The following is a 21,527-nucleotide window of genomic DNA, read 5'->3' on the forward strand; positions in this document are numbered from 1 at the left end:
GGAAGCCCTCATCAGGTCGCGGACCACAGGACCTGCCCGCGCGGCAGGAGTGTCGGGAGGCGGGTGGGGGTGAAACCTGCTGCGGCGATGGTGTCTCGAACGGCGGCTTCGGCGACGTGATAGGGCGGGCGGTCGGGGTGAGTGACGACTCCGTCGGGCTGGCGGGTGGGGCCGGGGGCGTCCGAGAGGAAGACCGTGAACAGGATCGCGCGGAGATCGGGGAAGCGCCGGAGGTTCCGCAGCGCCGTGGCGAGGTCGTCGTGTGGGAGGTGGGTGAAGACGCCGAAGGCGATGGCTAGCGTGATCGTGTCGGGGATGCCAGGGAAGGCGAAGGCGGCGTCCTCGATCAGGTGATCGAGCGGCAGCGCATCGGGGTCGGAGAGTTCGGTGCGCCGGCCGTGCCGCATCAGGGCGAGGGAGGCGTCGGTGCCCCAGTAGTGGCCGGGATTGAGGAAGGACACGGCCTTGTGGCCGAGCCGGAGCGCGCCGCAGCCGATGTCGAGGAGGTGGTCGTCCGGGGTCATCCCCGCGGCAAGCAGGGCCGCCATCTGGACGCGGGCGGTCTCGTCCCAGCGGCCGCCGACGATGTCGCGGTGGCGGCCCCTGGCGATGGCCTCGTCATAGAAGCCGGGGGCGAGGTAGGGCGATTTTAGGCGGGTCAGGCCTTGGGGTCCTTCTTCGCGGCGGCGGCAGCCTTCATGCGGGCGAGGAGTTGGTCCGGCGTCTCGCGCGGGGGCTTCACCGACTTGGGCGCGCCCTTCTGGGCATGGTCGGGGCCGCGGAGCGTGCTGCGGGAGCCCTTGGGGTTGCCGGATTTCGAATAGTCCATCGGGGCGCCTCCGAGGCTGTGGGTCTGGAAGGGGGATGCCGGATTTGCGGCGGCGGGACAAGAGGGTGCATATGTGTCCACGGTGGACAAATCCATAAATGTGAATGATTCCAACAGGTTCAGATTTTCCGTTATGGCTTTGTTAGGCATCCTGGATCGAGTGTTCGGGGCTTCCCTTCGCGCCCCGCTTCCCATCCCTCCTCTGCCCCCCTCCCCATCCCTCCCCCACGCGGGGGGAGGGAGGCGCGTCGCGGGAGATCAGGGTGCGGGCGGGGTCGCCGGTTGTGTCGGTCTGAAGCCCGATCGCCGGGCGGGAGCGGGCAGCAGGGCATGCATCCCCGGGGTGCCGGTCCCGAAGGCGGAACCGGATGCGATCAGTTCAGGAACACCATCATCAGCCCGGCATCGCCGCCCATCAGCGCCTCGAACCGGCGCAGGCTTGTGGCGGTCACCACGGGGCCCTGTTCCAGGTAGGGGACGGCGGCCCAGCCCTGCGCCCAGCCGATGATCGACATGGGCGCGGGGTCGTCGAACATGCGGCCGAGGTTGATGCCCTGGCCGGTGGGCCCGCGCCAGTAGGGGATCAGGAGACGGCCCTGAAGGAGGGCTTCGCCATCGGCCAGGACGCCGAGCCAGGTGTCGCCGGTGCCCGCAGGCAGATCGAGGCCAAGCGCGGAGGTCTGGCGGTCGTTCGGGATCCATTCGAGGGTATTGTCGGTCTCAAGCGCGACAAGGGACCAGAAGCGGCGGTTCTCGGCGATCATCGACAGGAAATGATCCTTGGCGGCTTTCGCTCGGGCGGCATCGGGGGGCTGGTTCACCGCACCTTCCAGCATGGCGAAGGCGTCGAGAAACTGTCCGAAGGAGGCATCGAAGCTGTAGTTTCCGGGACTTGGCGGTGCCACCCTGATCGCGGCGCGGGCGGCGATGACGCGGTCGATGCTGGCCGCGGGGTCGTAGGCGAGGACGGTGTTCGCCACGCCGGACATCACATGCGTGTAGGCCGCAAGCCAGGCCGCATCGGCGGCGTCGAAGCGGACGGTCAGGGGCGGCGCGGCGGGGTCGGGCGCCTGCCATTGCCAGCCGAGAAGGACCGGGCCGAGAATGGCGAGGGCGTCCTCTTCAGGCTCGCGGGTGCCGTTCAGGTTGATGTCGAACCAGAGGTCCGAGAAGGTGATTTCCAGGCCGAAGTCTTCGCCCGGCGGTAGGGTGGCCAGGGCGGCGCGGGCGGCGGCCATGTCGGCGTCGATGTCGGCAAAAAGCTGGCTGACCACTGCGCCGCTGAACGGCTCGGGCGCGGGGTTGGGCGGCACGGGCAGGCGCAGGAACGGCAGGCCCAGCGCATCGCCCACGTTGCCGGTGGCCTGATCGGCCCCGCTGCGCCACTGCATCTGAAGGGCGCGTTCGACGGAACCCAGGAAATGCAGCCCGCCGATGGCGAAGATGTCTTCGAGCGCGGGTTCGGGCTGGGCCTTGAGCCGGGCAAGCGTGGGGGCGATGCCGTTTGCGCCGATTTCGGCGGACAGGCTTTCGGCGGTCGCCGGGACGGCAAGGGCCAGGGCAAGGGCGGACAGGGCCACGACACGCATGAGTAACCTCCGGTAGAGCCTCATCCGACAATGGAGCCTGGCGCCTGCGCGTTCAAGGAAGGTTTCGGGTATGGATTGGCGCACGCCCGGCGGGGGGTGATACCTCCTGCCGGTCAGTGGTTTTCCGAGGTCATGACCACAGCGGAAAAGTCGCGCGCGGCCAGCGCCTCGGGGGTGATCCAGAATTGCAGGGCCCCGGCGTCGCCGAGATGGAGGCCCACGAAGGGATCCCAGCCGAGTTGCAGCAGCAGGATGCCGCCCTTGGGCCGCCCCTCGCCGTCCCGGATCACCGCGCCGCGGCCGAACATGCGGTGGAGGGGCGCCTGTTTCGTGGGCACGAGATAGCTTTGGTCGATCAGCTCTTGCGCGGCCTTGGGCAGAAGGGCGCGGCGGGCGGCATCGCCCCGGACCATCCAGAGAAGAAGGTCGGTCGCAAGCTGCCCGCCGCCCATATAGCTGGCCCGGTAGCGGGGGTAGCTTTGCGGCGTCGGCCGGTCGACGAACTCTTCCACCAGGGCTTCGACGGCGGCGAGGTCGGTCTCGGTCAGTGGCGCGGTCGGGGCCTTGCCCTGGGCGATGGCCTGCAACCGGGGCAGATAGATGCGAAGGCGTTCTGCCGTCTGGCCGGCATTTTCCGCGACGCTCTGCGCAAGTTTGAAGCCGGCAAGCATTTCGACCAGCACATGATCCGGCGGCGGCGGCATCACGGGCGCCGGGCTGGGGGTATCGGGCCTGGGGGCAAGCGCGCGGAAGATCCGGCCGAGAGTGGTGATGGGCGTCGAGGGCGCAGGGGTCGGACCCGGCGCCGGGGGAAGGGCCGCGCGGATCGCCGCCTTTCGGTCCTTGTCCAGAAGGCCGCCCAGGCTTCGTCCGGGCCAAGCCCGATCCCCATCGCCATCAGCTGCTGTCCAAGGTCCGCGGCCTTCTTGCCGCTGCGGGCCTGGACCTCCTCATTCCCCGCAATGTCGCCGGTCCAGGCATCGACCATCATGTGCAGTGCCTGGCCGAGGAAGGGCTTCCGCCCCATCGGCAGATGATCCTGCACGAGCGAGGCACCGAAGGTGACCTGCGCCGCAGGATGCGTGGCGGCAAGTTCGGCCCTGAGCTTCGCCTCTCCCGCGTCGTCGGCGAGGGCCGAGCGGCGCAGCTCGACCGGCCAGCGGGGCAGGATGCGGGGCGCGTCTGCGTGGCGGGGCGAGGTGGGGTAGAGGGACCGCCAGTGTTCGGCACCGAAGGGGGGTGGATGTCGTTGGGCTGCGGCGTGTCGGGCCGGGCCATCTGGTCGCCGGGCACATGCAGGACGCGGGCGGTCTGCCAGCCGACAGTATCGGCGAAAAAGGCGAGGCTTCCGCTGGTCGGCAGGCCAGTCAGCGGGGCCAGGCGGGCAAGGTCGCCCATGTCGATCTGGGCCAGGAAATGCAGCGCCCTGCCGCCGCAATGCGGCCAGTCGAGGTCACCGAGGCGCGGCAGCCCGCCCATCCAGCTGCGGGCCATGGGCCAGGTCACGGCATCGGCCAGGGGAGGCGGATCAGGAAGACGGGCGGACGCTGCGACATGAAAACACCCTCGGAACACAACGGCCCGAGGGTGTCTGGAAAGTCACGTCACGTCAACGGGTTGCTCAGGCGAGCGTCGGGTCGATGCCCTTGCAGGCGGCGACGAGGCCCTTCACGGCATCGACCGACTTGTCGAACATGGCCTTTTCGGCGGCGTCGAGTTTCACCTCGACCACACGTTCCACCCCGTTCGCGCCGATGATGACCGGCACGCCGACATAGAGGCCGTCAAGCCCGTAGGCGCCCTTCACATGGGCCGCGCAGGGCAGAAGGCGCTTCTGGTCCTTGAGGTAGGCTTCGGCCATTTCAACGGCCGAGGCGGCGGGGGCGTAGAAGGCCGAGCCGGTCTTGAGAAGGCCCACGATCTCGGCCCCGCCGTCGCGGGTGCGCTGGACGATGGCGTCGAGTTTCTCCTGCGTGGTCCAGCCCATTGCCACGAGATCGGGCAGCGGGATGCCGCCGACGGTGGAGTAGCGGACGGACGGCACCATCGTGTCCCCGTGGCCGCCGAGGACGAAGGCGGTGACGTCCTTCATCGAGACGTTGAACTCGAGGCTGAGGAAGTGGCGGAAGCGGGCCGAGTCGAGCACGCCGGCCATGCCGATCACCTTGTTGTGCGGCAGGCCCGAGAATTCGCGCAGCGCCCAGACCATGGCGTCGAGCGGGTTGGTGATGCAGATCACGAAGGCGTTCGGGGCATGGGCCTTGATGCCTTCGCCCACCGACTTCATCACCTTGAGGTTGATGCCCAGGAGGTCGTCACGGCTCATCCCCGGCTTGCGGGGGACGCCGGCGGTGACGATGCAGACATCGGCGCCCGCGATGTCGGCGTAGGAATTGGTGCCCTTCAGCGCCGCATCGAAGCCCTCCACGGGGCCGGACTGCGCGATGTCCAGCGCCTTGCCTTGCGGCGTGCCCTCGGCGATGTCGAACAGGACGACATCGCCCAGTTCCTTGAGCGCGATCAGGTGAGCAAGCGTGCCGCCGATCTGACCGGCGCCGATCAGGGCGATCTTGGGTCTGGCCATGGGAGCCTCCGTTGGGGTGAATCGGGGCTGTGGGTAGCGGCTAACGGCGCGTCTGTCCAGCCTTCGGACGGGATTGGTATACCATTGTATGCGAAATTTTCCGCCTTTCGGCGCGACGCGGAAGCGGTTAGCGGTAACGGGCGGAGGGCGCGATGGAAGGTCCGGGTTTCTGGGTGGCGGCAGTGGTCGCGGCGGCCCTGGTGGGGATGGGCAAGGGCGGTGTCCCGGTGGTGGGCATGCTGGGGGTTCCGGTCCTTGCGCTGGCGATCAACCCGGTGGTGGCGGCGGGGCTTCTGCTGCCGGTCTACATCGTTTCGGATGTCTTCGGGCTGTATGCCTACCGCCATGCCTTCGACCGAAGGGTGCTGGCCATCGTGGTGCCGGGGGCGGTGATCGGGATCGGCATCGGCTGGGCGACGGCGAGCCTGGTCAGCGAGGCGGCGGTGACGCTGGTCGTGGGTGCGATAGGTCTTGCCTTCGCGCTGAACATCCTGGCGCGCAAGCCGGTGGCGGCAAGCCCGAAGCGGGCCGAGGTGGCGCCGGGCCTGTTCTGGGGCGCCGTGACGGGGTTCACCAGCTTTGTGAGCCATGCGGGGGCGCCGCCCTGGCAGGTCTACACGCTGCCCCTGGGGCTGCCGAAGGCGGTCTTTGCGGGGACGACGACGATCGCCTTCGCGATCATCAACGCGGTGAAGCTGATCCCCTATTACGCGCTGGGCCAACTGAACCCGGCGAACCTGAAGGCGGCGGCGGTTCTGGCGCTGCCGGCCATTGTGGCGGTGTTCGCCGGGGTCCGTCTGGTGCAGCTGATGCCGGAGCGGCTGTTTTTCCGGCTGGTGGTCTGGGCGCTGGCGCTGATCTCGCTGAAGCTGATCTGGGACGGTGCCCGCGGGCTGATCTGACCCGGAAGCTGCGGTTTCCGCCGGGCGGGGGGTGATCGCGGAGCCGGTGCGTGGCAGCATGATCCCGCGGTGGCCGCTGCGCCCCCCCCTCTCCCTCCCACACGAGGGGGAAGGGAAGCGCCCGGCGTCCCGACCCGGAAGGAGAGAACGGATGCTGCCCGACAAAGATGTGCTTTACGCCAGCCTTGCCGCGCGGGACGGGCGGTTCGAAGGGTTGGCCTTCGTCTGCGTGACCACCACCGGGATCTTCTGCCGGATGACCTGCCCGGCGCGGACGCCCCTGCGGCGGAACGTGGTATTCAGGCCTTCGGTCGAGGATTGCCTTTCAGCGGGGTTCCGGGCCTGCAGGCGGTGCCGGCCTCAGGCAGGGTCGCCGCCGGCGGGCAGACCCTCGGTCACCGCCTCGTAGTCCGAGCCCGAGGCCATCAGGCACATCCTGCCGTCGGGCAAGGTCATGGTGATCGACCAGGTGCCGGTTTCGTCCGAGGCATAGACTTCCATCACGGCGGCCTGACCGGCGATGCCGACCGAGCGGCGCGTCTCGCCGTAGCGGTCGGCGAGCAGCGCGGTCACGGCCTCGCGGCTGTCGCATTGCGGGGCGCCGTGGGCGATGTCGGCGGCGGCAAGCATCGCGGCGAGGCCGAAGGAAAGGGCGAACATCTCTTGAGTCATGGGAGGGCCTTTCTGGCGGTCTGGATGCGGGAAAGGCTGCCGGTCCTGGGCTGACAGGCGGTTAACACGGCGTTCCCGCGCTGCGGTCGCCAAGAGATTTCTGCGCTGCGGCAGATTTCATCTTGCTGTTTGTGTCCGATCCGTGCTTTCAAGCGCAAGAATGTTGCGCGGAGGTGAGTCGTGATCCGTCCCTATCGCTCTGTCCTCTACATCCCTGCCTCGCGCGAGCGGGCGTTGGAGAAGGCCCGGGAGCTGGCGGCCGACGCGATCATCTTCGACCTTGAGGATGCCGTGGCGCCCGACGAGAAGGGGCGGGCGCGGGAGTTGCTGGCCCGTGTCCTGCGCGAGGCGGACTATGGCGCGCGGGCGCGGATCGTGCGGGTCAACGGCCTTGGCACCGAGTGGGTCGCGGGCGACCTGGCGGCGTTCGGCGACCATCCGGGCGTGGATGCGGTGCTGCTGCCGAAGGTGAATGGTCCGGCCGATCTGGACGCCGTGGCGGGACCGGTGCGCGCGCCGCTCTGGGCGATGCTGGAAACGACGAAGGGCTGCCTGAACGCAGCCGCCATCGCGGCGCATCCCCGGCTGGAGGGGATGGTGATGGGCACCAACGACCTGGCCAAGGAACTGGGCGCGCGGTTCCGGCCCGACCGGCTGCCGCTGCTGGCGGGGCTGGGCGCTTGCGTCATGGCGGCGCGGGCCGAGGGGCGCATCATCGTGGACGGGGTGTTCAACGCCTTCAAGGACGAGGCGGGGCTGCGCGCCGAATGCGAGCAGGGCCGCGACATGGGGTTCGACGGCAAGACGCTGATCCATCCGGCGCAGCTGGACATCGCCAACGAGGTCTTTGCGCCGAGCGAGGAGGAGGTCGCGCTGGCGCGGCGGATGATCGCCGCCTATGCCGAGGCGCGGGCGCGGGGCGAGGGTGTGGCGGTCGTGGACGGAAAGATCGTCGAGAACCTGCATGTGGCGACGGCCGAGGCGCTGATCGGCAAGGCCGAGGCAATTGCGGCGCTGGCGGTTTGAGGGCAGTGTGCGCGCGATGAACCGGCTGGAGGCATCGCATGACACTGATCGTTCTGGGACTGGCGCTGTGGTGGGCGGCGCATCTGTGGAAACGGCTGGCGCCGGCATCGCGGGCGCGGGTGGGCGCCCCCGGCAAGGGGATCGTCGCAGTCGGCGTGCTGGCCGGCGTGGTGCTGATGATCCTGGGCTATCGCGGGGTCGAGCAGGTCGATCTGTGGTATCCGCCGCGCTTCCTGGTGCATGTGAACAACCTCCTGATGCTGTTCGCCTTCTACCTTTACGCGGCGAGCGGCATGAAGACGCGGATCACCGGCGTGATCCGGCATCCGCAGCTGACGGCGGTCAAGACCTGGGCGGTGGCGCATCTTCTGGTGAACGGCGATCTGGCCTCGGTCGTGCTGTTCGGCGGGCTTCTGGCCTGGGCGGTGGTGGAGGTCATCCTGATCAACCGCGCCGAGCCGCGACCCGCGCCGCCGGCGCCTGCCTCGATGGGCAAGGAAGCGGGCGCCGTGATCGGGGCCGTGGTGGTGATGGGCGTGGTGATGCTGATCCACAACTGGCTGGGCGTGCCGCCCTGGGGCTGAGGCAGGACCGGGGGTTTCACACCCCCCAGCCCATTGGTTTCTCGAGCCAATGGCGAAACCAAACGGCTACCCCGTGGGATATTTGCGGACAGATGAAGGGCAATTCGAGGCGAATTGTCAGGGGCTTGGTGAGGGAATGAAGCTTTACCGTTTCTTGAGCGCGGACGACACCTCGGCCTTCTGTCACAAGGTGACGGCGGCCTTGAACAAGGGATGGGAGCTGCATGGCTCGCCCACTTATGCCTTCGACGCGGCCAATGGCGTGATGCGCTGCGGGCAGGCGGTGGTGAAGGAGGTGGCGGGCGATTATCACCCGGAGCTGAAGCTGGGCGAGCAATGAAGACCAATCCGGGACGGTTCTTCGAGGACTACCGCCTGGGCGAGGTCATCCGCCATGCGGTGCCGCGCACGGTGGGGGCGGGCGAGCGGGCGCTCTACCATGCGCTCTACCCGGCGCGCGGGGCCTTGTATTCGTCGGACGAGTTCGCGCGGTCGGTGGGGCTGAGGGCCTCGCCGCTGGACGATCTGATCGCCTTCCACACGGTGTTCGGCAAGACGGTGCCGGACATCAGCCTGAACGCGGTGGCGAACCTCGGCTATGCCGAGGGGCGCTGGCTGAGGCCGGTCTGGCCGGGCGACACGCTGCGGTCCGAAAGCGAGGTGATCGGGCTGAAGGAGACCTCGTCGGGGGCAACCGGGGTGGTCTGGGTGCGGACGCGGGGGCTGAACCAGGCTGGCGAGACGGTGCTGGAGTATGTCCGCTGGGTGATGGTGCGCAAACGCCGGCGCGAGGTCGAGGTGCCGGTGTCGGTGCCGGCACTGGCGGCGGTGGTGGAGCCGGGGGCGCTGGTGATTCCTGAGGGGCTGGATTTCGCGGCCTATGACTTCGGGCTGGCGGGAGAGCCGCACCGCTGGGGCGATTATCGGGTCGGCGAAGTGATCGACCATGTGGACGCGGTGACGGTCGAGGAGGCCGAGCACATGCTGGCGACGCGCCTGTGGCAGAACACGGCCAAGGTGCATTTCGACGTTACCCAGCGCGAGGATGGCCGGCGGCTGATCTATGGCGGGCATGTCATCAGCCTGGCCCGCGCCCTGTCGTTCAATGGCCTGGCCAATGCGCAGATGATCGTGGCGCTGAACGCCGGTGCCCATGCGAACCCCTGCTTCGCCGGCGACACGGTGCGGGCCTGGTCGGAGGTGCTGGACCGGGCGGAGACCTCGGTCCCCTCGGTCGGCGCCTTACGGCTGCGGCTTGTGGCGACGAAAGGCCGGGTGGGCGAGTTGCGCGGGCCGGACGGGAAATACCTGCCGGAGGTGCTCTTGGATCTCGACTACTGGGCGCTTGTGCCGATGTGAGTCGGGTGTCCGCACCGGGTGTGATCACGCCCCGAAAATTTGTGATCGCAAACGCCAGAAATTCGCCACCGATAGCGACAACATGTTGCAGTTGCGGCAATCCGCGCGTGACATGGGCGAAATCCGCGCTATGCAGAGGAACGAGTGACAGCCTGGCGCCGGTCTTCGGGCGGCGCCGCCAGACGTGAGGACGGACCATGGCAGACGCAAAGCGCCCCCCCGTGCAGGTCGCGCGACCCCTGTCGCCACACCTGCAGATCTATCGCTGGCAGGTGCCGATGCTGACCTCGATCCTGACGCGGATCACCGGGCACGCGCTGATCGCCGGGGTGGTGCTGGGCGTGTGGTGGCTGCTGGCGGCGGCGACCTCGGAGGCCTATTTCGCCACGGCGAACGCGGTGGCAACCAGCTGGTTCGGCGATCTGGTGTTCACCGGCTCGCTCTGGGCGGTGTGGTATCACTACCTGGCAGGCCTGCGGCATCTCTACTACGACGCCGGCAAGGGTCTGGACATTCCCACGGCGGAAAAGCTGGGCTGGGCCTGCATCATCGGCTCGGTCGTGCTGACTGTGATCACAATTCTTCTGGTACGGTGAGGGCTGCGACCATGCGCTACATCACTCCCCGCAAGCGGGCCGAGGGCCGGGGTGCCGCCCATCACGGGACGGAACACCACTGGTCGATGACCGTCTCGGCGGTCGGCCTCGCCTTCCTGGTACCGGTCTGGCTCTATGTCTTCGGCCGCGCGCTGGGGCAAAGCCGCGAGGCGGTGGTCCAGACCTTCGGCAGCCCGTTTCCGGCGATCCTGACGGCGCTTTTGCTGGTGGTGGGGATGCGGCATTTCGCCATGGGGGCGACGACGATGATCGAGGATTATGCCCGGGGCACGGCGCGGAAGATGCTGATCATCTTCGTCATCTCGCTGGCCTGGGTGATCGCCGCGACGGGGCTGTTCGCCCTGGCCCGCATGGCTCTGTAAGGAAGCGATGATGACTGCCTATCCGTACGAGACGCATGAATACGACGTGGTCGTGGTGGGGGCCGGCGGCGCGGGCCTGCGCGCGACGCTGGGCATGGCCGAACAGGGGCTGCGCACGGCCTGCGTGACCAAGGTGTTCCCGACCCGCAGCCACACGGTGGCGGCGCAGGGCGGCATCGCGGCCAGCCTTGGCAACATGGGGCCGGACCACTGGCAGTGGCACATGTATGACACGGTAAAGGGCTCGGACTGGCTGGGCGACACCGATGCCATGGAATACCTCGCGCGCGAGGCGCCGAAAGCGGTCTACGAGCTGGACCATTACGGGGTGCCATTCAGCCGCACCGAGGAGGGCAAGATCTACCAGCGCCCCTTCGGCGGGCATACGACCGAGTTCGGCAACGGCCCGCCGGTGCAGCGGACCTGCGCGGCGGCGGACCGGACGGGGCATGCGATCCTGCATACGCTCTATGGACAAAGCCTGAAGAACAACGCGGAATTCTACATCGAGTATTTCGCGATCGACCTGGTCATCACCGATGGCGCCTGCACGGGCGTCGTCGCGTGGAAGCTGGATGACGGCACGATCCATGTCTTCAACGCGAAGATGGTGGTGCTGGCGACGGGCGGCTATGGCCGCGCCTATTTCAGTGCGACCTCGGCCCATACCTGCACCGGCGACGGCGGCGGGATGGTGGCGCGGGCGGGTCTGCCCTTGCAGGACATGGAGTTCGTGCAGTTCCACCCGACGGGGATCTATGGCTCGGGCTGCCTGATCACCGAAGGCGCGCGGGGCGAGGGCGGCTATCTGACGAACAGTGCAGGCGAGCGGTTCATGGAGCGGTATGCGCCGCACTACAAGGACCTGGCACCGCGCGACTATGTCAGCCGCTGCATGACCATCGAGATCCGCGAGGGCCGTGGGGTGGGGCCGAACAAGGACCACATCCACCTGAACCTCAGCCACCTGCCGCGCGAGGCGCTGGAGCAGCGTCTGCCCGGCATCACCGAGTCTGCACGGATCTTCGCAGGTGTCGATCTGACGAAGGAGCCGATCCCGGTCCTGCCGACAGTGCACTACAACATGGGCGGCATCCCCACGAACTACTGGGGCGAGGTACTGAACCCGACGAAGGAGAACCCCGATGCGGTCTTCCCCGGCCTGATGGCGGTGGGCGAGGCGGGCTGTGCCAGCGTGCACGGGGCGAACCGGCTGGGGTCGAACAGCCTGATCGACCTGGTGGTCTTCGGACGTGCGGCAGCGATCCGGGCCGGGCAGGTGGTGGATCGCGGCGCAAGCGTTCCCGCGACGAACAAGACCGAGGTGGACAGGGCGCTGTCCCGGTTCGACGCGCTGCGCCATGCGAACGGCGCGATTCCGACGGCCGAGTTGCGGCTGGAAATGCAGCGCACGATGCAGTCCGACGCAGCGGTCTTCCGTGCCGAGGAGACGCTGGCGGCCGGCGAGCGCAAGATGACCGAGATCGCGGGCAGGATGGGCGATCTGAAGGTTACCGACCGCAGCCTGGTCTGGAACAGCGACCTGATGGAGACGCTGGAACTGACCAACCTGATGCCGAACGCGCTCGCCACGATCTATGCCGCACATGCCCGCACCGAAAGCCGCGGTGCCCATGCGCACGAGGATTATCCGCACCGCGACGACGCGAACTGGCGCAAACACTCGCTGGCCTGGGTGGACGGCAACCGGGTCCGGCTTGACTATCGCCCGGTCCACACCGACCCTCTGACGACGGAAGCCGAGGGCGGCATCGCCCTGGAAAGGATCGCCCCGGCGGAAAGGAAGTTCTGATGCGCGCCCTGGCCGTTTCGCTTGCCGCTGTCCTTGGTCTTGCCGCCTGCGATCCGGCGGAACTGGTGCAGGACACGCTTAAGCGGACGGCCCATACGGTGGTGTTCCCGGTGGTCAACATCGACATGCCGGCCGAACCGGCGCGGAAGGCCACGAAATGCATCCTCGATGCGGCCAGCGCGGACGAGCTTCGGCTTCTGGCGCGCGACGTCGGCGTCGAGGCCGGAACCGCGACCAAGGCGACGATCCGGCAGATCGCGCTTCGCCCCGCGGCACAGGCCTGCTTTGCCGCCAATGGCGTTCCTCCGATCCGGTGATGCGATGAACCGACTGCTGCCCGTTGCATGTCTTGCCCTCGCCGCCTGTGGCCCGATGTCGCTGGCCGAGGCCGAGCGGCAATGTTTCGAGCGCGCCCGCCTGGCCCAGCAGCCGCGGGGCGAGGTCACGGTCGGCCTCGGTTCGGGCGGGCAGAAGTCTGCGGGCGTGGAGTTGAACGTCAGCTCGGATTACCTGATGGGCCGCGACCCCTCGGCCGTTTACGACAGCTGCGTTATGCAGAAGGCCGGCGAACCGCCGAGCCGCCCCCTTTATGCAAGACCCGACTGGAAAGGCTGAGACATGGTCCAGTTCTCGCTCCCCAAGAATTCCAAGATCCGCACCGGCAAGACCTGGCCGAAGCCCGAGGGCAAGAACGTCCGCAAGTTCCAGATCTACCGCTGGAACCCCGATGACGGCGAGAACCCGCGGGTCGACACCTATTTCCTGGACATGGACCAGTGCGGCCCGATGGTCCTGGATGCGCTGATCAAGATCAAGAACGAGATCGACCCGACGCTGACGTTCCGGCGGTCCTGCCGCGAGGGCATCTGCGGATCCTGCGCGATGAACATCGACGGGATCAACACGCTGGCCTGCATCTATGGCCTCGACGAGATCAAGGGCGACGTGAGGATCTATCCGCTGCCGCACATGGCGGTGATCAAGGACCTGATCCCGGACCTGACGCATTTCTACGCCCAGCATGCCAGCATCATGCCCTGGCTGGAGACCAAGACGAACCGCCCGGCGAAGGAATGGCGCCAGTCGATCGAGGACCGGAAGAAGCTGGACGGGCTTTATGAATGCGTGATGTGCGCTTCGTGCAGCACCTCCTGCCCGAGCTACTGGTGGAACTCGGACCGTTATCTGGGCCCCGCCGCGTTGCTGCACGCCTATCGCTGGATCATCGACAGCCGCGACGAGGCGACGGGCGAGCGGCTGGACGCGCTGGAGGATCCCTTCAAGCTCTATCGCTGCCACACGATCATGAACTGCGCCAAGACCTGCCCCAAGGGGCTGAACCCGGCGAAGGCGATTGCCGAGATCAAGAAGATGATGGTGGAACGGGTAGTCTGATCCACCCATGCCGATCCTGCTGCTGATCCTGGCGGTCGGGGTCTATCTGTTCCTCTGGCACCAGTGGCGGACCACGACCCTGACGCGCGACTGCCGTTGGCGGCTGGACCGCGGCGTGGCGCCGGACTTCTGGCGCTGCGTGGCCTGCGGGGCCGAGGCGCGGGGGGCGGAACCGAAGGATTGCCTGCGCCGCCGGCGCTAGGTGGAAAGTTCGCGCCGCGCATCGCGCAGGATCGCAAGCGCCGAACCGAGAAACAGGCTGGCGATGCCGATGGCCACCAGGATGTCGGGCCAGGGGCTGCCCAGAAGCGCCACGAACAGCGCCGCCGCGACCACCGCCAGGTTGCCGATCGCATCGTTGCGCGAGAAAAGCCAGACGGCGCGGGCCGAGGCATCTCCTGTCCGATGCCGCATCATCAGGGCCGCACAGGCCAGGTTCACGGCCATTGCCCCAAGGCCCATGACGGTCATCACGGTGGATTGCGGCAGCTCCGGCCGCAGCGCCTCGAACAGGGTGCCGGTCAGCACGGACAGGCCCATTGCCATCAGGAACAGGCCCTGGACCATCGCAGTCCGGGCCCGCGCCCGCGCCGTCCAGCGCAGGGCTATGAGGGCCAGCAGCGAGATCAGCCCGTCACCGAGGAAATCCAGCGAATCCGCCAGAAGCGCCTGCGAACCCGCCCAGAGGCCGGCGACGATTTCAGCGAGCCCGTAGCCCAGATTCAGCGCCACCACGATGCCGAGGATGCGGGCATAGGCGGGGTCGTGATGGGTCTGGATCGGGGAAAGTTCGTGTCCCGTCGCGGCGACCGCGGCGGCGATGGCCGCGGCCTCCGGCCCTGCGGGCGCGAGAGTGACTTCCAGCGTGCCGTTGGTCAGCGAGGCGCGGGCCGAACCGACCCCGGGCACGGACAGGGCGGCCTGTTCGACGCGCTGCACGCAGGAGGCGCAGTCGAGCCCGGACACGGAGAAGCGCAAGGTCTCAGCCATGCCGGACTATTACCGCTGACTTCGTCCCGGGGAAAGCCGTCAGGAATAGCGTTCCACCGTCGCCGCCATGTGGTCGTCGTAGCGGTCGCCCCAGGCCCAGCCGATGGGCAGGACGCGGTCGATCTCGGCCCGGTCCTCGTCGGTCAGGTCGATGCCGGGCGCCATGGCCCAGGCGCGCAGGTGCTCGGCCGTCCGGGTGCCGGGGATCGGGATGAGATGCGGCCCCCGGTCGAGAAGCCAGGCAAGCGCAAGCGCCGCGGGGGAGTGGCCGCGGCTTCGGGCGAAGGCATGGAAGGCGTCGAGCCGCGCCTTGTTGTGCGGCCAGTTTTCCGGCGTGAAGCGGGGGATGCGACTGCGGAATTCGCCGGGCGCGAAGGTCGCGGGGTCGGCCATCGGTGTGCCGAAGGCGCCACGGGCGAGCGGCGAGAAGGGGACGAAGGCCACGCCCAGGCTCGCGCAGCGCTGGATGAGCCCCAGTTCCGGCGTTCGGGTCCAGAGGGAATATTCGCTCTGCACCGCCATCACGGGATGCACCGCATGGGCGCGCTCCAGCGTGTAGGGGCCAACCTCGGACAGGCCGTAGCCGAGGATTTTCCCTTCCTCGTGAAGGCGTTGCATGGTGCCGGCCAGATCCTCGGCCGGGATCAGGGGATCGTGGCGGTGGGCGTAGAAGAGCGTCACATGGTCCACCCCCAGCCGCCGCAGCGAGCCTTCGAGTTCCGCGCGCATGTGTTCGGGTCGGTTGTCGATCCGCCGGGCGGGGTCGTCGGTGAAGGCGGCCTTGGTGGCGATGTGGGGCCGGTGGCCCGTCCGCTTCAGCCAGGTGCCGATGACGGTTTCGCTGACGCCTTTGCCGTAACCGTTGGCGGTGTCGAGGAAGGTGATCCCGGCCTCCCAGGCGGCATCGAGCGTGCGGAGCGACTCGGATTCGGTCGTGGGACCGAACATGCCGCCGAAGGAGAGGCAGCCGAGCCCGAGAGCCGAGACCTCGGGGCCGTGCCGGCCAAGGCGGCGGGTTCTCATGGCGTCACATAGTGCAGGCCCTGGAACCGGGCGCGGAGGGCGCGGGTCCGGGGAGCGACGGTTTCGGGGGCGTTCGAGCGCAGGGCTTCGGCGATCAGCGCGGCAAGCGCAGGCGCATCGGCGGGGGTGACGCCACGGCGGACGAGTTCGGGCGTGCCGATGCGCAGGCCGTTCAGGTCGCCCGGCACCTCGGCCAGGGGCAGGCCGATGCCGCAGGCCAGGAACCCTGCCTTGCGCAGGGTCTTCGAGGCCGCCTGCCCGCCGCCGAAACCCGCGGCCTCCAGAGCGAACTGGTGCGAGGCGGTGGCGCCCCGATCGGCGGCAAAGACCGGCAGGCCGAGCGCGGCCAGTTCGCGCGCCAGTGCCTGGGCGAGGTCCACCATCGCCCGGGCATAGGCCGCGCCATGCTCGCGCCAGTCGAGCAGCGTATAGGCAAGCGCCGCCGATTTCGCGGCGTCGAAATTGGCGGTGAGGCCGGGGAAGGCGATGGCGTCCAGCCGTTCGGCGATGGCGGCGTCATTGGTGACGATCAGCCCCCCGGCGGGGCCGCCAAGCGACTTGTAGGTGGACATCGTCATCAGATGCGCGCCTTCGGTCAGCGGATTGGCCCAGACGCGCCCCGCGATGATCCCGCATTGATGTGCGGCGTCGAACAGCACCTTTGCCCCGACCCGGTCGGCGATCTTGCGCACCTCGGCCACCGGATGGGGGAAGAGGTTCAGGCTGCCGCCCACGATGATGATCTTCGGCCGCACGGCATGGGCCAGATCCTCCAGCCCTTTCAGATCAAGCGTATAGCCGTCGGCGTCGATCGGTGCCGGGTGGGTGGTCAGGCCGTAGAGCCCGGCGCAGCCTGCGGCATGGTGGGTGACATGGCCGCCGATGGAAGGGGGCGGCGCGATGATCGCATCGCCGGGCTTCGCCAGTGCCATGAAGCCGTAGAGGTTCGCGAGAGCCCCGGAGCCCACGCGGATCTCGGCATGTGTCGCGCCGAAGACCTCGGCGGCAAGCTCGGCGGCGATGACCTCGATCTCCTCGATCGCTTCCAGCCCCATCTCGTACTTGTCGCCCGGATAGCCCAGCGATGGGCGCGAGCCGAGGCCAGCGGCGAGGGCCGCCTCGGCGCGCGGGTTCATCACGTTGGTCGCGGGGTTGAGGTTGAAGCAGTCCCGGTCGTGGATCTGCCGGTTCTCGGCGATCAGCGCATCCAGCCGCGCCGCGACCTCGGACGAGGGGCGCGCGGCCCCGGCGGCAAGGCGCTGGACATGGGCCTCGCAGGAGGCGGGAACCCAGGGGCGGGGGGCGAGGTGGGACATGGGCAACTCCGGTCAGGTCGGCGCAGGAAAGCCGCCCCTTGCCCCGGATGCAAGGGGCAAGCGCCGCTCAGCCCGGCACGCGCGGCAGGCCGCGGGCGATCCAGCCCGGCCCGGCGGAGGAGCCGAGCATGCCTTCGGCCACGTCGAAGACCTGCGAGAAGCCCGCCTGTTCCAGCGCGCGGGCCAGCCGCGCCGACCGGCCGCCGGTGGCGCAGATCAGCGCAATGGGGCGGGACGGGTCGCCGCCGGCGAGGTCGGACAGGGCGGCGAGGAAATCCTTCCGCCGCATGTCCAGCCGGTGCGCCGGGGCCGGGCTGCCGGTCCCGGCCCATTCCTCGGGGGTGCGGATGTCCACGAGCAGAACCTCGCCCGCTTCGGCGCGGCGGAAGGCCTCGGCGGCGTCCAGCGCGGGGCCGGCCGGCCCCCTGGGCAGCGCGACATAGCCGACCCCGGCAACCGCGGCAGCCCCGGCCAGTAGCAGGAAGGTGCGGCGCGTGGACATGGGGTTCGTCTCCGGTTCGAGTGTCAGCCGAGGGCGGCTTCCAGCGCGATCTCGACCATGGCGCCGAAGCTGCGTTCGCGCTGGTCGGCAGGCAGCGCCTCGCCCGTGGTGATATGGTCCGAGACCGTCAGGATGGCAAGCGCCCGCGCCCCATGCCGGGCGGCGACCATGTAGAGCTCGGCGGCCTCCATCTCGACGCCCAGGCAACCGTGGCGCAGAAGCTGCTCGGTAAGGTCGGGGCGTTCGTCATAGAAGGTGTCCGAGGAATAGATGCCCCCCACATGGACGGGCGTGCCCCGTGCGGTCGCCGCGGCGTGGGCCTTGGACAAAAGGTGGAAGTCGGCGCAAGGCGCGAAGTTCAGTTCGCGGAAGATCGTGCGCGAGGGCGACCCCACGGTCGAGCAGGCCTGCGCCAGGATCACGTCGCGGACCTTGACATGGGTGGGCAGCGCCCCGGCCGACCCGATGCGGATCAGGGTCTTAGCGCCGAAGTCGCGGATCAGCTCGTTGGCGTAGATCGACAGGGACGGCATCCCCATGCCCGAGCCATGGATGGTGACCCGGTGGCCCCGCCAGGTGCCGGTGTAGCCGAGCATCCCCCGGACCTCGTTGACCAGCACCGCGTCGGTCAGGAAGGTCTGTGCTGCCCAGCGTGCGCGGTAGGGGTCGCCGGGCATGAGCACGGTTTCGGCGATGTCGCCCGGTCTGGCGCCGATGTGAACGGTCATCTTTTCCCCCCATGGTCTGGAAGCGTATCATCCGGAAACGTCCGGCCTGCCCGCAACGGATGCGCGGTGTGGCAAGTGGAAGTCCGGCTGACCACTCCTGGGTTCAGGTATGGGCCGCGCATCCTTCCGGCGCAAGGCCGCAAGATCCGGTCCGAGCGCCGACCGCCGGTATACCGCGCCGGCGGCGAATCCTATTCCCCCGGCATCGTGACCAGGGCGTTTGTCGCCGGAGACCAGGTCATCCGGAAGACGCCCGGATCGGGCCGGTTGATCAGTTCGCCCGCGATGGTGACCTTCAGGAGGTGCCGGTCGTCGTCGGGGACCAGCGACCACTCCTGCACGACCAGACTGTGCTGCGCACCGTGCTGGAAGACCTTGATCTCGCAGCCGATCGTGTCGGCGCAGAACATGGCAAGGGCGGCAGAGCAGGAGAGCCTGCGCGAATCGAGGACCAGGGCAGGGTCCTCGGGACCGAGGAGGAACGCCTGCGTCACGGCATCCTCGGAGACGGTCAGCGTTCCGCCCCGGGCGGTGCAGGCGGCCCGGTGGTAATCGAGAAGCGCCGTCAGCGCCTGCGGGCGGTCTTGCGCGACGGCCGGGGCGGCGAGGGCCAGGAGGAGGAGGGTGCGGATCATTGCAGCAGCCATTCGCTGCCGGTCCAGAGGAAGCGGACGGTCTCGCCCTTGTCGTTCGGGGCGGTGAGGTAGGTGACGCCGCCTTCGGTCACCGTGTCCCAGGAGTGCAGGTTGAGGCCCGCGCGGGTGCCGTCGATCAGGGTGTCGACGCCGCAGCCGCGGGTCCCGCAATAGGTGCCGTGGCTGTCCGAGCACCGGAAGAAGCCGCTGTCGATCACCCAGTCGGAGGTGCCGTCGCCGTTCAGGTCGCGCTGGGTCACGGCGCCAGGGTCCGCGGTGAACTCTCCAGCGCAGATGGACTTCGCCTCGTCCACGATGGTGGTGACGTCGCGCGGCCAGTCCTGGGCGGCGACAGGGCCGGCGAGGACGAGAAGGCTGAGGAAAATGCGCATGGCGGGCCCTTCCTGTTGCAGTCACCGCTTTCTAGGCAGGGCAACCGGGTCCGGAAAGGCAGGGAATCCCTATTCCGCCGCGACCGGCGCGGGGTCGGCCAGCGCCACGAGGTCCAGCATGATCCGGTTCAGCTGGAAATCCTTGGGCGTGTAGACCTGCGCCACGCCCATCGCCTTGAGCGTGCGGGCGTCCTCGTCGGGGATGATTCCGCCGACGACGAGGGGCTGGGTCAGCTTGGCCTCGCGCATCAGGTCGAGCGTCTCGCGGATGAGGGGGATGTGACTGCCCGAGAGGATCGACAGGCCGATGACGTCGGGCTGTTTCTCTGCCGCGGCGGCGACGATTTCCTGCGGGGTCAGGCGGATGCCGTCGTAGGTGATCTCCATCCCGCAGTCGCGGGCGCGGGCGGCGATCTGCTCGGCGCCGTTGGAGTGACCGTCGAGGCCCGGCTTGCCGAGGAGGAGGCGGAGCGGGCGGCCGAGTTTCGCCGAGACGGCGGCGACGGCGTCGCGGACGGGCTCCAGACCCTCGGTCCGGTTCGAGGGGTTGCGCGAGACGCCGGTGGGGGCGCGGTATTCGCCGTAGAGCGCGCGCATCGCGCCGCCCCATTCGCCGGTGGTGACGCCGGCCTTCGCGCAGGCGATGGAGGCGGGCATGATGTTTTCGCCGGACTGGGCGGCCTGGCGGAGGGCGGCGAGGGCCTTGGCGACCGCCTCGGGGTCGCGGGCGGCGCGCCACTGGGCGAGGCGGGCGCATTGGTCGGCCTCGGCCTTGGGGTCGGCCTGCATGATCGCGCCTTCGCCGGTGGCGAGCGGCGAGGGTTCGGTGGTGGTGAACCTGTTGACGCCGACGACCGTGGTCGCACCGGATTCGATGCGGGCGAGGCGTTCGGCGTTGGATTCGACGAGGCGGCCCTTCATGTAGGCGATGGCGGCGACGGCCCCGCCCATGGCGTCGATATGGGCGAGTTCCTCAAGCGCGCCGGCCTTCAGTTCGGCGACCTTGCGGTCGATGGCGGGGTTGCCGTCGAAGAGGTCGTCGTATTCCAGAAGGTCGGTCTCGTAGGCGAGGATCTGCTGCATGCGCAGCGACCATTGCTGGTCGAAGGGGCGGGGCAGGCCCAGGGCCTCGTTCCAGGCGGGCAGCTGGACGGCGCGGGCGCGGGCGTTCTTCGAGAGCGTCACGGCCAGCATTTCCAGAAGGATCCGGTAGACGTTGTTTTCCGGCTGCTGTTCGGTGAGGCCGAGGGAGTTGACCTGAACGCCATAGCGGAAGCGGCGGAACCGGGCGTCGGAGATGCCGTAGCGGGACTCGAGGAGTTCGTCCCAGAGCGCGGTGAAGGCGCGCATCTTGCAGAGCTCGGTCACGAAGCGGATGCCGGCGTTTACAAAAAACGACATTCTGCCCGCCATTGCCGGAAAATCTTCCGCCGGAACCTTCACTTTCAGATCATCGAGCACTGCGCAGGCCGTGGCGAGCGCGAAGGCAAGCTCCTGTTCCGGCGTCGCCCCGGCCTCTTGCAGGTGATAGGAGCAGACATTCATCGGGTTCCACTTGGGCAGGTGTTTCCCGGTATAGGCCGCGACATCGGTGATGAGGCGCAGCGAGGGCTCGGGCGGCAGGATGTAGGTGCCGCGCGAGAGATATTCCTTGATGATGTCGTTCTGGACGGTGCCCTGCAGTTTCGAGATGTCGGCGCCTTGTTCCTCGGCCACGGCGATGTAGAGGGCCAACAGCCAGGGTGCGGTGGCGTTGATCGTCATCGAGGTGTTCATCTGTTCCAGGGGAATGTCCTGGAAGAGCGTCCGCATGTCGCCGAGGTGTGCGACGGGAACGCCGACCTTGCCGACCTCGCCGCGCGCGCGGGGATCGTCCGAGTCGTAGCCGGTCTGCGTGGGCAGGTCGAAGGCGACCGAAAGCCCGGTCTGCCCCTTGGCGAGGTTGGTCCGGTAAAGCGCGTTCGAGGCCGCTGCGGTGGAATGGCCGGCGTAGGTGCGGAAGAGCCAGGGTTTTTCGGCGGTCATCGGGGCCTCGCGAGCGGTTTGGGCGATTCTGGCGGGTAATTTTATTGCGCATGGGAAGGCATACGGGAAAGATCATGCCGCTGTCAATCGCTGCGCTGCGGCAAGTCCGGGCGGGGGCCAGCCCCCGCACCCCCGGAGTATTTGGGAAAGGGCAAATGCATTGCGGGATGGGCCGGATGGGCTA

28 protein-coding genes are annotated in these 21,527 nt (G+C 68.5%); 13 read left to right on the plus strand and 15 right to left on the minus strand.

Features of this window, described 5'->3' with window-relative positions; genetic code table 11:
* Nucleotides 1–11 precede the first annotated feature (11 nt).
* From FL625_RS06485 to mdh, 6 genes are all read right to left on the minus strand, one after another.
* Nucleotides 12–524, minus strand: a complete 513-nt coding sequence (locus FL625_RS06485) for a class I SAM-dependent methyltransferase (RefSeq protein ID WP_235019339.1) — start codon at nucleotides 522–524, stop codon at nucleotides 12–14.
* Nucleotides 525–658: 134 nt separating this feature from the next.
* Complete coding sequence (locus FL625_RS18220) at nucleotides 659–829, minus strand: hypothetical protein (RefSeq protein WP_200833906.1); 171 nt, start codon at nucleotides 827–829, stop codon at nucleotides 659–661.
* A 374-nt stretch (nucleotides 830–1,203) separates the two neighbouring features.
* Nucleotides 1,204–2,418, minus strand: coding sequence for a hypothetical protein (locus FL625_RS06495; protein ID WP_149587834.1), 1,215 nt, complete (start codon nucleotides 2,416–2,418; stop codon nucleotides 1,204–1,206).
* A 113-nt stretch (nucleotides 2,419–2,531) separates the two neighbouring features.
* Nucleotides 2,532–3,122, minus strand: a complete 591-nt coding sequence (locus tag FL625_RS06500; RefSeq protein ID WP_149587835.1) for a DUF1963 domain-containing protein — start codon at nucleotides 3,120–3,122, stop codon at nucleotides 2,532–2,534.
* 283 nt (nucleotides 3,123–3,405) lie between these two features.
* Nucleotides 3,406–3,912 (minus strand): DUF1963 domain-containing protein, encoded by a 507-nt coding sequence (locus FL625_RS06505; protein WP_149587836.1) that lies wholly within the window; start codon nucleotides 3,910–3,912, stop codon nucleotides 3,406–3,408.
* A gap of 127 nt (nucleotides 3,913–4,039) precedes the next feature.
* Nucleotides 4,040–5,002 carry a malate dehydrogenase gene (mdh, locus tag FL625_RS06510; RefSeq protein WP_149587837.1) on the minus strand — a complete coding sequence of 321 codons (963 nt, stop codon included), beginning with the start codon at nucleotides 5,000–5,002 and terminating at the stop codon, nucleotides 4,040–4,042.
* Between the two features lie 152 nt (nucleotides 5,003–5,154).
* Between mdh and FL625_RS06515 the strand changes: the two genes are divergently transcribed.
* Entirely contained in the window at nucleotides 5,155–5,904 is a 750-nt protein-coding gene (locus tag FL625_RS06515; RefSeq protein WP_149587838.1) for a sulfite exporter TauE/SafE family protein, read from the plus strand.
* 151 nt (nucleotides 5,905–6,055) lie between these two features.
* Nucleotides 6,056–6,313, plus strand: coding sequence for an Ada metal-binding domain-containing protein (locus tag FL625_RS06520; RefSeq protein ID WP_149587839.1), 258 nt, complete (start codon nucleotides 6,056–6,058; stop codon nucleotides 6,311–6,313).
* On the opposite strand, the gene FL625_RS06525 is transcribed toward FL625_RS06520, so the two are convergent.
* Nucleotides 6,265–6,576: a hypothetical protein gene (locus FL625_RS06525; RefSeq protein ID WP_235019340.1), complete on the minus strand. Its 312-nt coding sequence runs from the start codon at nucleotides 6,574–6,576 to the stop codon at nucleotides 6,265–6,267. The two genes, FL625_RS06520 and FL625_RS06525, sit on opposite strands and share 49 nt — an antisense overlap.
* A gap of 180 nt (nucleotides 6,577–6,756) precedes the next feature.
* Here FL625_RS06525 and FL625_RS06530 point away from each other — a divergent pair, with 180 nt between their 5' ends.
* The 11 genes from FL625_RS06530 to FL625_RS06580 all read left to right on the plus strand — a co-directional run bounded on the left by FL625_RS06530 (nucleotide 6,757) and on the right by FL625_RS06580 (nucleotide 13,934).
* Nucleotides 6,757–7,602 carry an HpcH/HpaI aldolase/citrate lyase family protein gene (locus tag FL625_RS06530; protein WP_149587840.1) on the plus strand — a complete coding sequence of 282 codons (846 nt, stop codon included), beginning with the start codon at nucleotides 6,757–6,759 and terminating at the stop codon, nucleotides 7,600–7,602.
* Between the two features lie 38 nt (nucleotides 7,603–7,640).
* Nucleotides 7,641–8,186 carry an NnrU family protein gene (locus FL625_RS06535; protein ID WP_149587841.1) on the plus strand — a complete coding sequence of 182 codons (546 nt, stop codon included), beginning with the start codon at nucleotides 7,641–7,643 and terminating at the stop codon, nucleotides 8,184–8,186.
* A 136-nt stretch (nucleotides 8,187–8,322) separates the two neighbouring features.
* Nucleotides 8,323–8,526 (plus strand): DUF1737 domain-containing protein, encoded by a 204-nt coding sequence (locus FL625_RS06540; RefSeq protein WP_149588038.1) that lies wholly within the window; start codon nucleotides 8,323–8,325, stop codon nucleotides 8,524–8,526.
* The gene (locus FL625_RS06545; RefSeq protein ID WP_149587842.1) at nucleotides 8,523–9,545 is read left to right on the plus strand and encodes a MaoC family dehydratase; all 1,023 of its coding nucleotides are present in this window, start codon (nucleotides 8,523–8,525) and stop codon (nucleotides 9,543–9,545) included. Before FL625_RS06540 ends, FL625_RS06545 begins: the two co-directional genes overlap by 4 nt.
* Before the next feature lie 197 nt (nucleotides 9,546–9,742).
* Nucleotides 9,743–10,141 (plus strand): succinate dehydrogenase, cytochrome b556 subunit, encoded by a 399-nt coding sequence (gene sdhC, locus FL625_RS06550; protein WP_149587843.1) that lies wholly within the window; start codon nucleotides 9,743–9,745, stop codon nucleotides 10,139–10,141.
* A gap of 11 nt (nucleotides 10,142–10,152) precedes the next feature.
* Nucleotides 10,153–10,524, plus strand: a complete 372-nt coding sequence (gene sdhD / locus FL625_RS06555; protein WP_149587844.1) for a succinate dehydrogenase, hydrophobic membrane anchor protein — start codon at nucleotides 10,153–10,155, stop codon at nucleotides 10,522–10,524.
* A 10-nt stretch (nucleotides 10,525–10,534) separates the two neighbouring features.
* Nucleotides 10,535–12,337 (plus strand): succinate dehydrogenase flavoprotein subunit, encoded by a 1,803-nt coding sequence (gene sdhA / locus FL625_RS06560; protein WP_149587845.1) that lies wholly within the window; start codon nucleotides 10,535–10,537, stop codon nucleotides 12,335–12,337.
* The gene (locus FL625_RS06565) at nucleotides 12,337–12,654 is read left to right on the plus strand and encodes a hypothetical protein (RefSeq protein ID WP_149587846.1); all 318 of its coding nucleotides are present in this window, start codon (nucleotides 12,337–12,339) and stop codon (nucleotides 12,652–12,654) included. Before sdhA ends, FL625_RS06565 begins: the two co-directional genes overlap by 1 nt.
* 4 nt (nucleotides 12,655–12,658) lie before the next feature.
* A complete protein-coding gene (locus tag FL625_RS06570; RefSeq protein WP_149587847.1) occupies nucleotides 12,659–12,952 on the plus strand; it encodes a hypothetical protein in 294 nt (97 codons plus the stop codon).
* A 3-nt stretch (nucleotides 12,953–12,955) separates the two neighbouring features.
* On the plus strand, nucleotides 12,956–13,732 hold the full coding sequence (locus FL625_RS06575; protein WP_149587848.1) for a succinate dehydrogenase iron-sulfur subunit: 777 nt from the start codon (nucleotides 12,956–12,958) through the stop codon (nucleotides 13,730–13,732).
* A gap of 7 nt (nucleotides 13,733–13,739) precedes the next feature.
* The gene (locus tag FL625_RS06580; RefSeq protein WP_149587849.1) at nucleotides 13,740–13,934 is read left to right on the plus strand and encodes a hypothetical protein; all 195 of its coding nucleotides are present in this window, start codon (nucleotides 13,740–13,742) and stop codon (nucleotides 13,932–13,934) included.
* Here FL625_RS06580 and FL625_RS06585 read toward each other — a convergent pair.
* The 8 genes from FL625_RS06585 to FL625_RS06620 all read right to left on the minus strand — a co-directional run bounded on the left by FL625_RS06585 (nucleotide 13,931) and on the right by FL625_RS06620 (nucleotide 21,343).
* A complete protein-coding gene (locus FL625_RS06585; RefSeq protein ID WP_149587850.1) occupies nucleotides 13,931–14,722 on the minus strand; it encodes a cation efflux transmembrane domain-containing protein in 792 nt (263 codons plus the stop codon). The two genes, FL625_RS06580 and FL625_RS06585, sit on opposite strands and share 4 nt — an antisense overlap.
* 39 nt (nucleotides 14,723–14,761) lie before the next feature.
* The gene (locus FL625_RS06590; RefSeq protein ID WP_149587851.1) at nucleotides 14,762–15,745 is read right to left on the minus strand and encodes an aldo/keto reductase; all 984 of its coding nucleotides are present in this window, start codon (nucleotides 15,743–15,745) and stop codon (nucleotides 14,762–14,764) included.
* Nucleotides 15,742–17,061: a serine hydroxymethyltransferase gene (glyA, locus tag FL625_RS06595; RefSeq protein WP_149587852.1), complete on the minus strand. Its 1,320-nt coding sequence runs from the start codon at nucleotides 17,059–17,061 to the stop codon at nucleotides 15,742–15,744. The genes FL625_RS06590 and glyA overlap by 4 nt, the downstream gene beginning before the upstream one ends.
* 67 nt (nucleotides 17,062–17,128) lie before the next feature.
* Nucleotides 17,129–17,563 (minus strand): rhodanese-like domain-containing protein, encoded by a 435-nt coding sequence (locus FL625_RS06600; protein WP_149587853.1) that lies wholly within the window; start codon nucleotides 17,561–17,563, stop codon nucleotides 17,129–17,131.
* Nucleotides 17,564–17,586: 23 nt separating this feature from the next.
* Nucleotides 17,587–18,291, minus strand: a complete 705-nt coding sequence (gene deoD / locus FL625_RS06605; protein ID WP_149587854.1) for a purine-nucleoside phosphorylase — start codon at nucleotides 18,289–18,291, stop codon at nucleotides 17,587–17,589.
* 191 nt (nucleotides 18,292–18,482) lie between these two features.
* Nucleotides 18,483–18,926, minus strand: coding sequence for a hypothetical protein (locus FL625_RS06610; protein ID WP_149587855.1), 444 nt, complete (start codon nucleotides 18,924–18,926; stop codon nucleotides 18,483–18,485).
* Entirely contained in the window at nucleotides 18,923–19,318 is a 396-nt protein-coding gene (locus FL625_RS06615) for a hypothetical protein (RefSeq protein ID WP_149587856.1), read from the minus strand. Before FL625_RS06615 ends, FL625_RS06610 begins: the two co-directional genes overlap by 4 nt.
* Before the next feature lie 69 nt (nucleotides 19,319–19,387).
* Nucleotides 19,388–21,343, minus strand: a complete 1,956-nt coding sequence (locus FL625_RS06620) for a methylmalonyl-CoA mutase family protein (protein WP_149587857.1) — start codon at nucleotides 21,341–21,343, stop codon at nucleotides 19,388–19,390.
* Between the last annotated feature and the right edge of the window lie 184 nt (nucleotides 21,344–21,527).

Source organism: Tabrizicola flagellatus (genome assembly GCF_008271465.1).
Classification (GTDB): Bacteria; Pseudomonadota; Alphaproteobacteria; order Rhodobacterales; family Rhodobacteraceae; genus Tabrizicola; species Tabrizicola flagellata.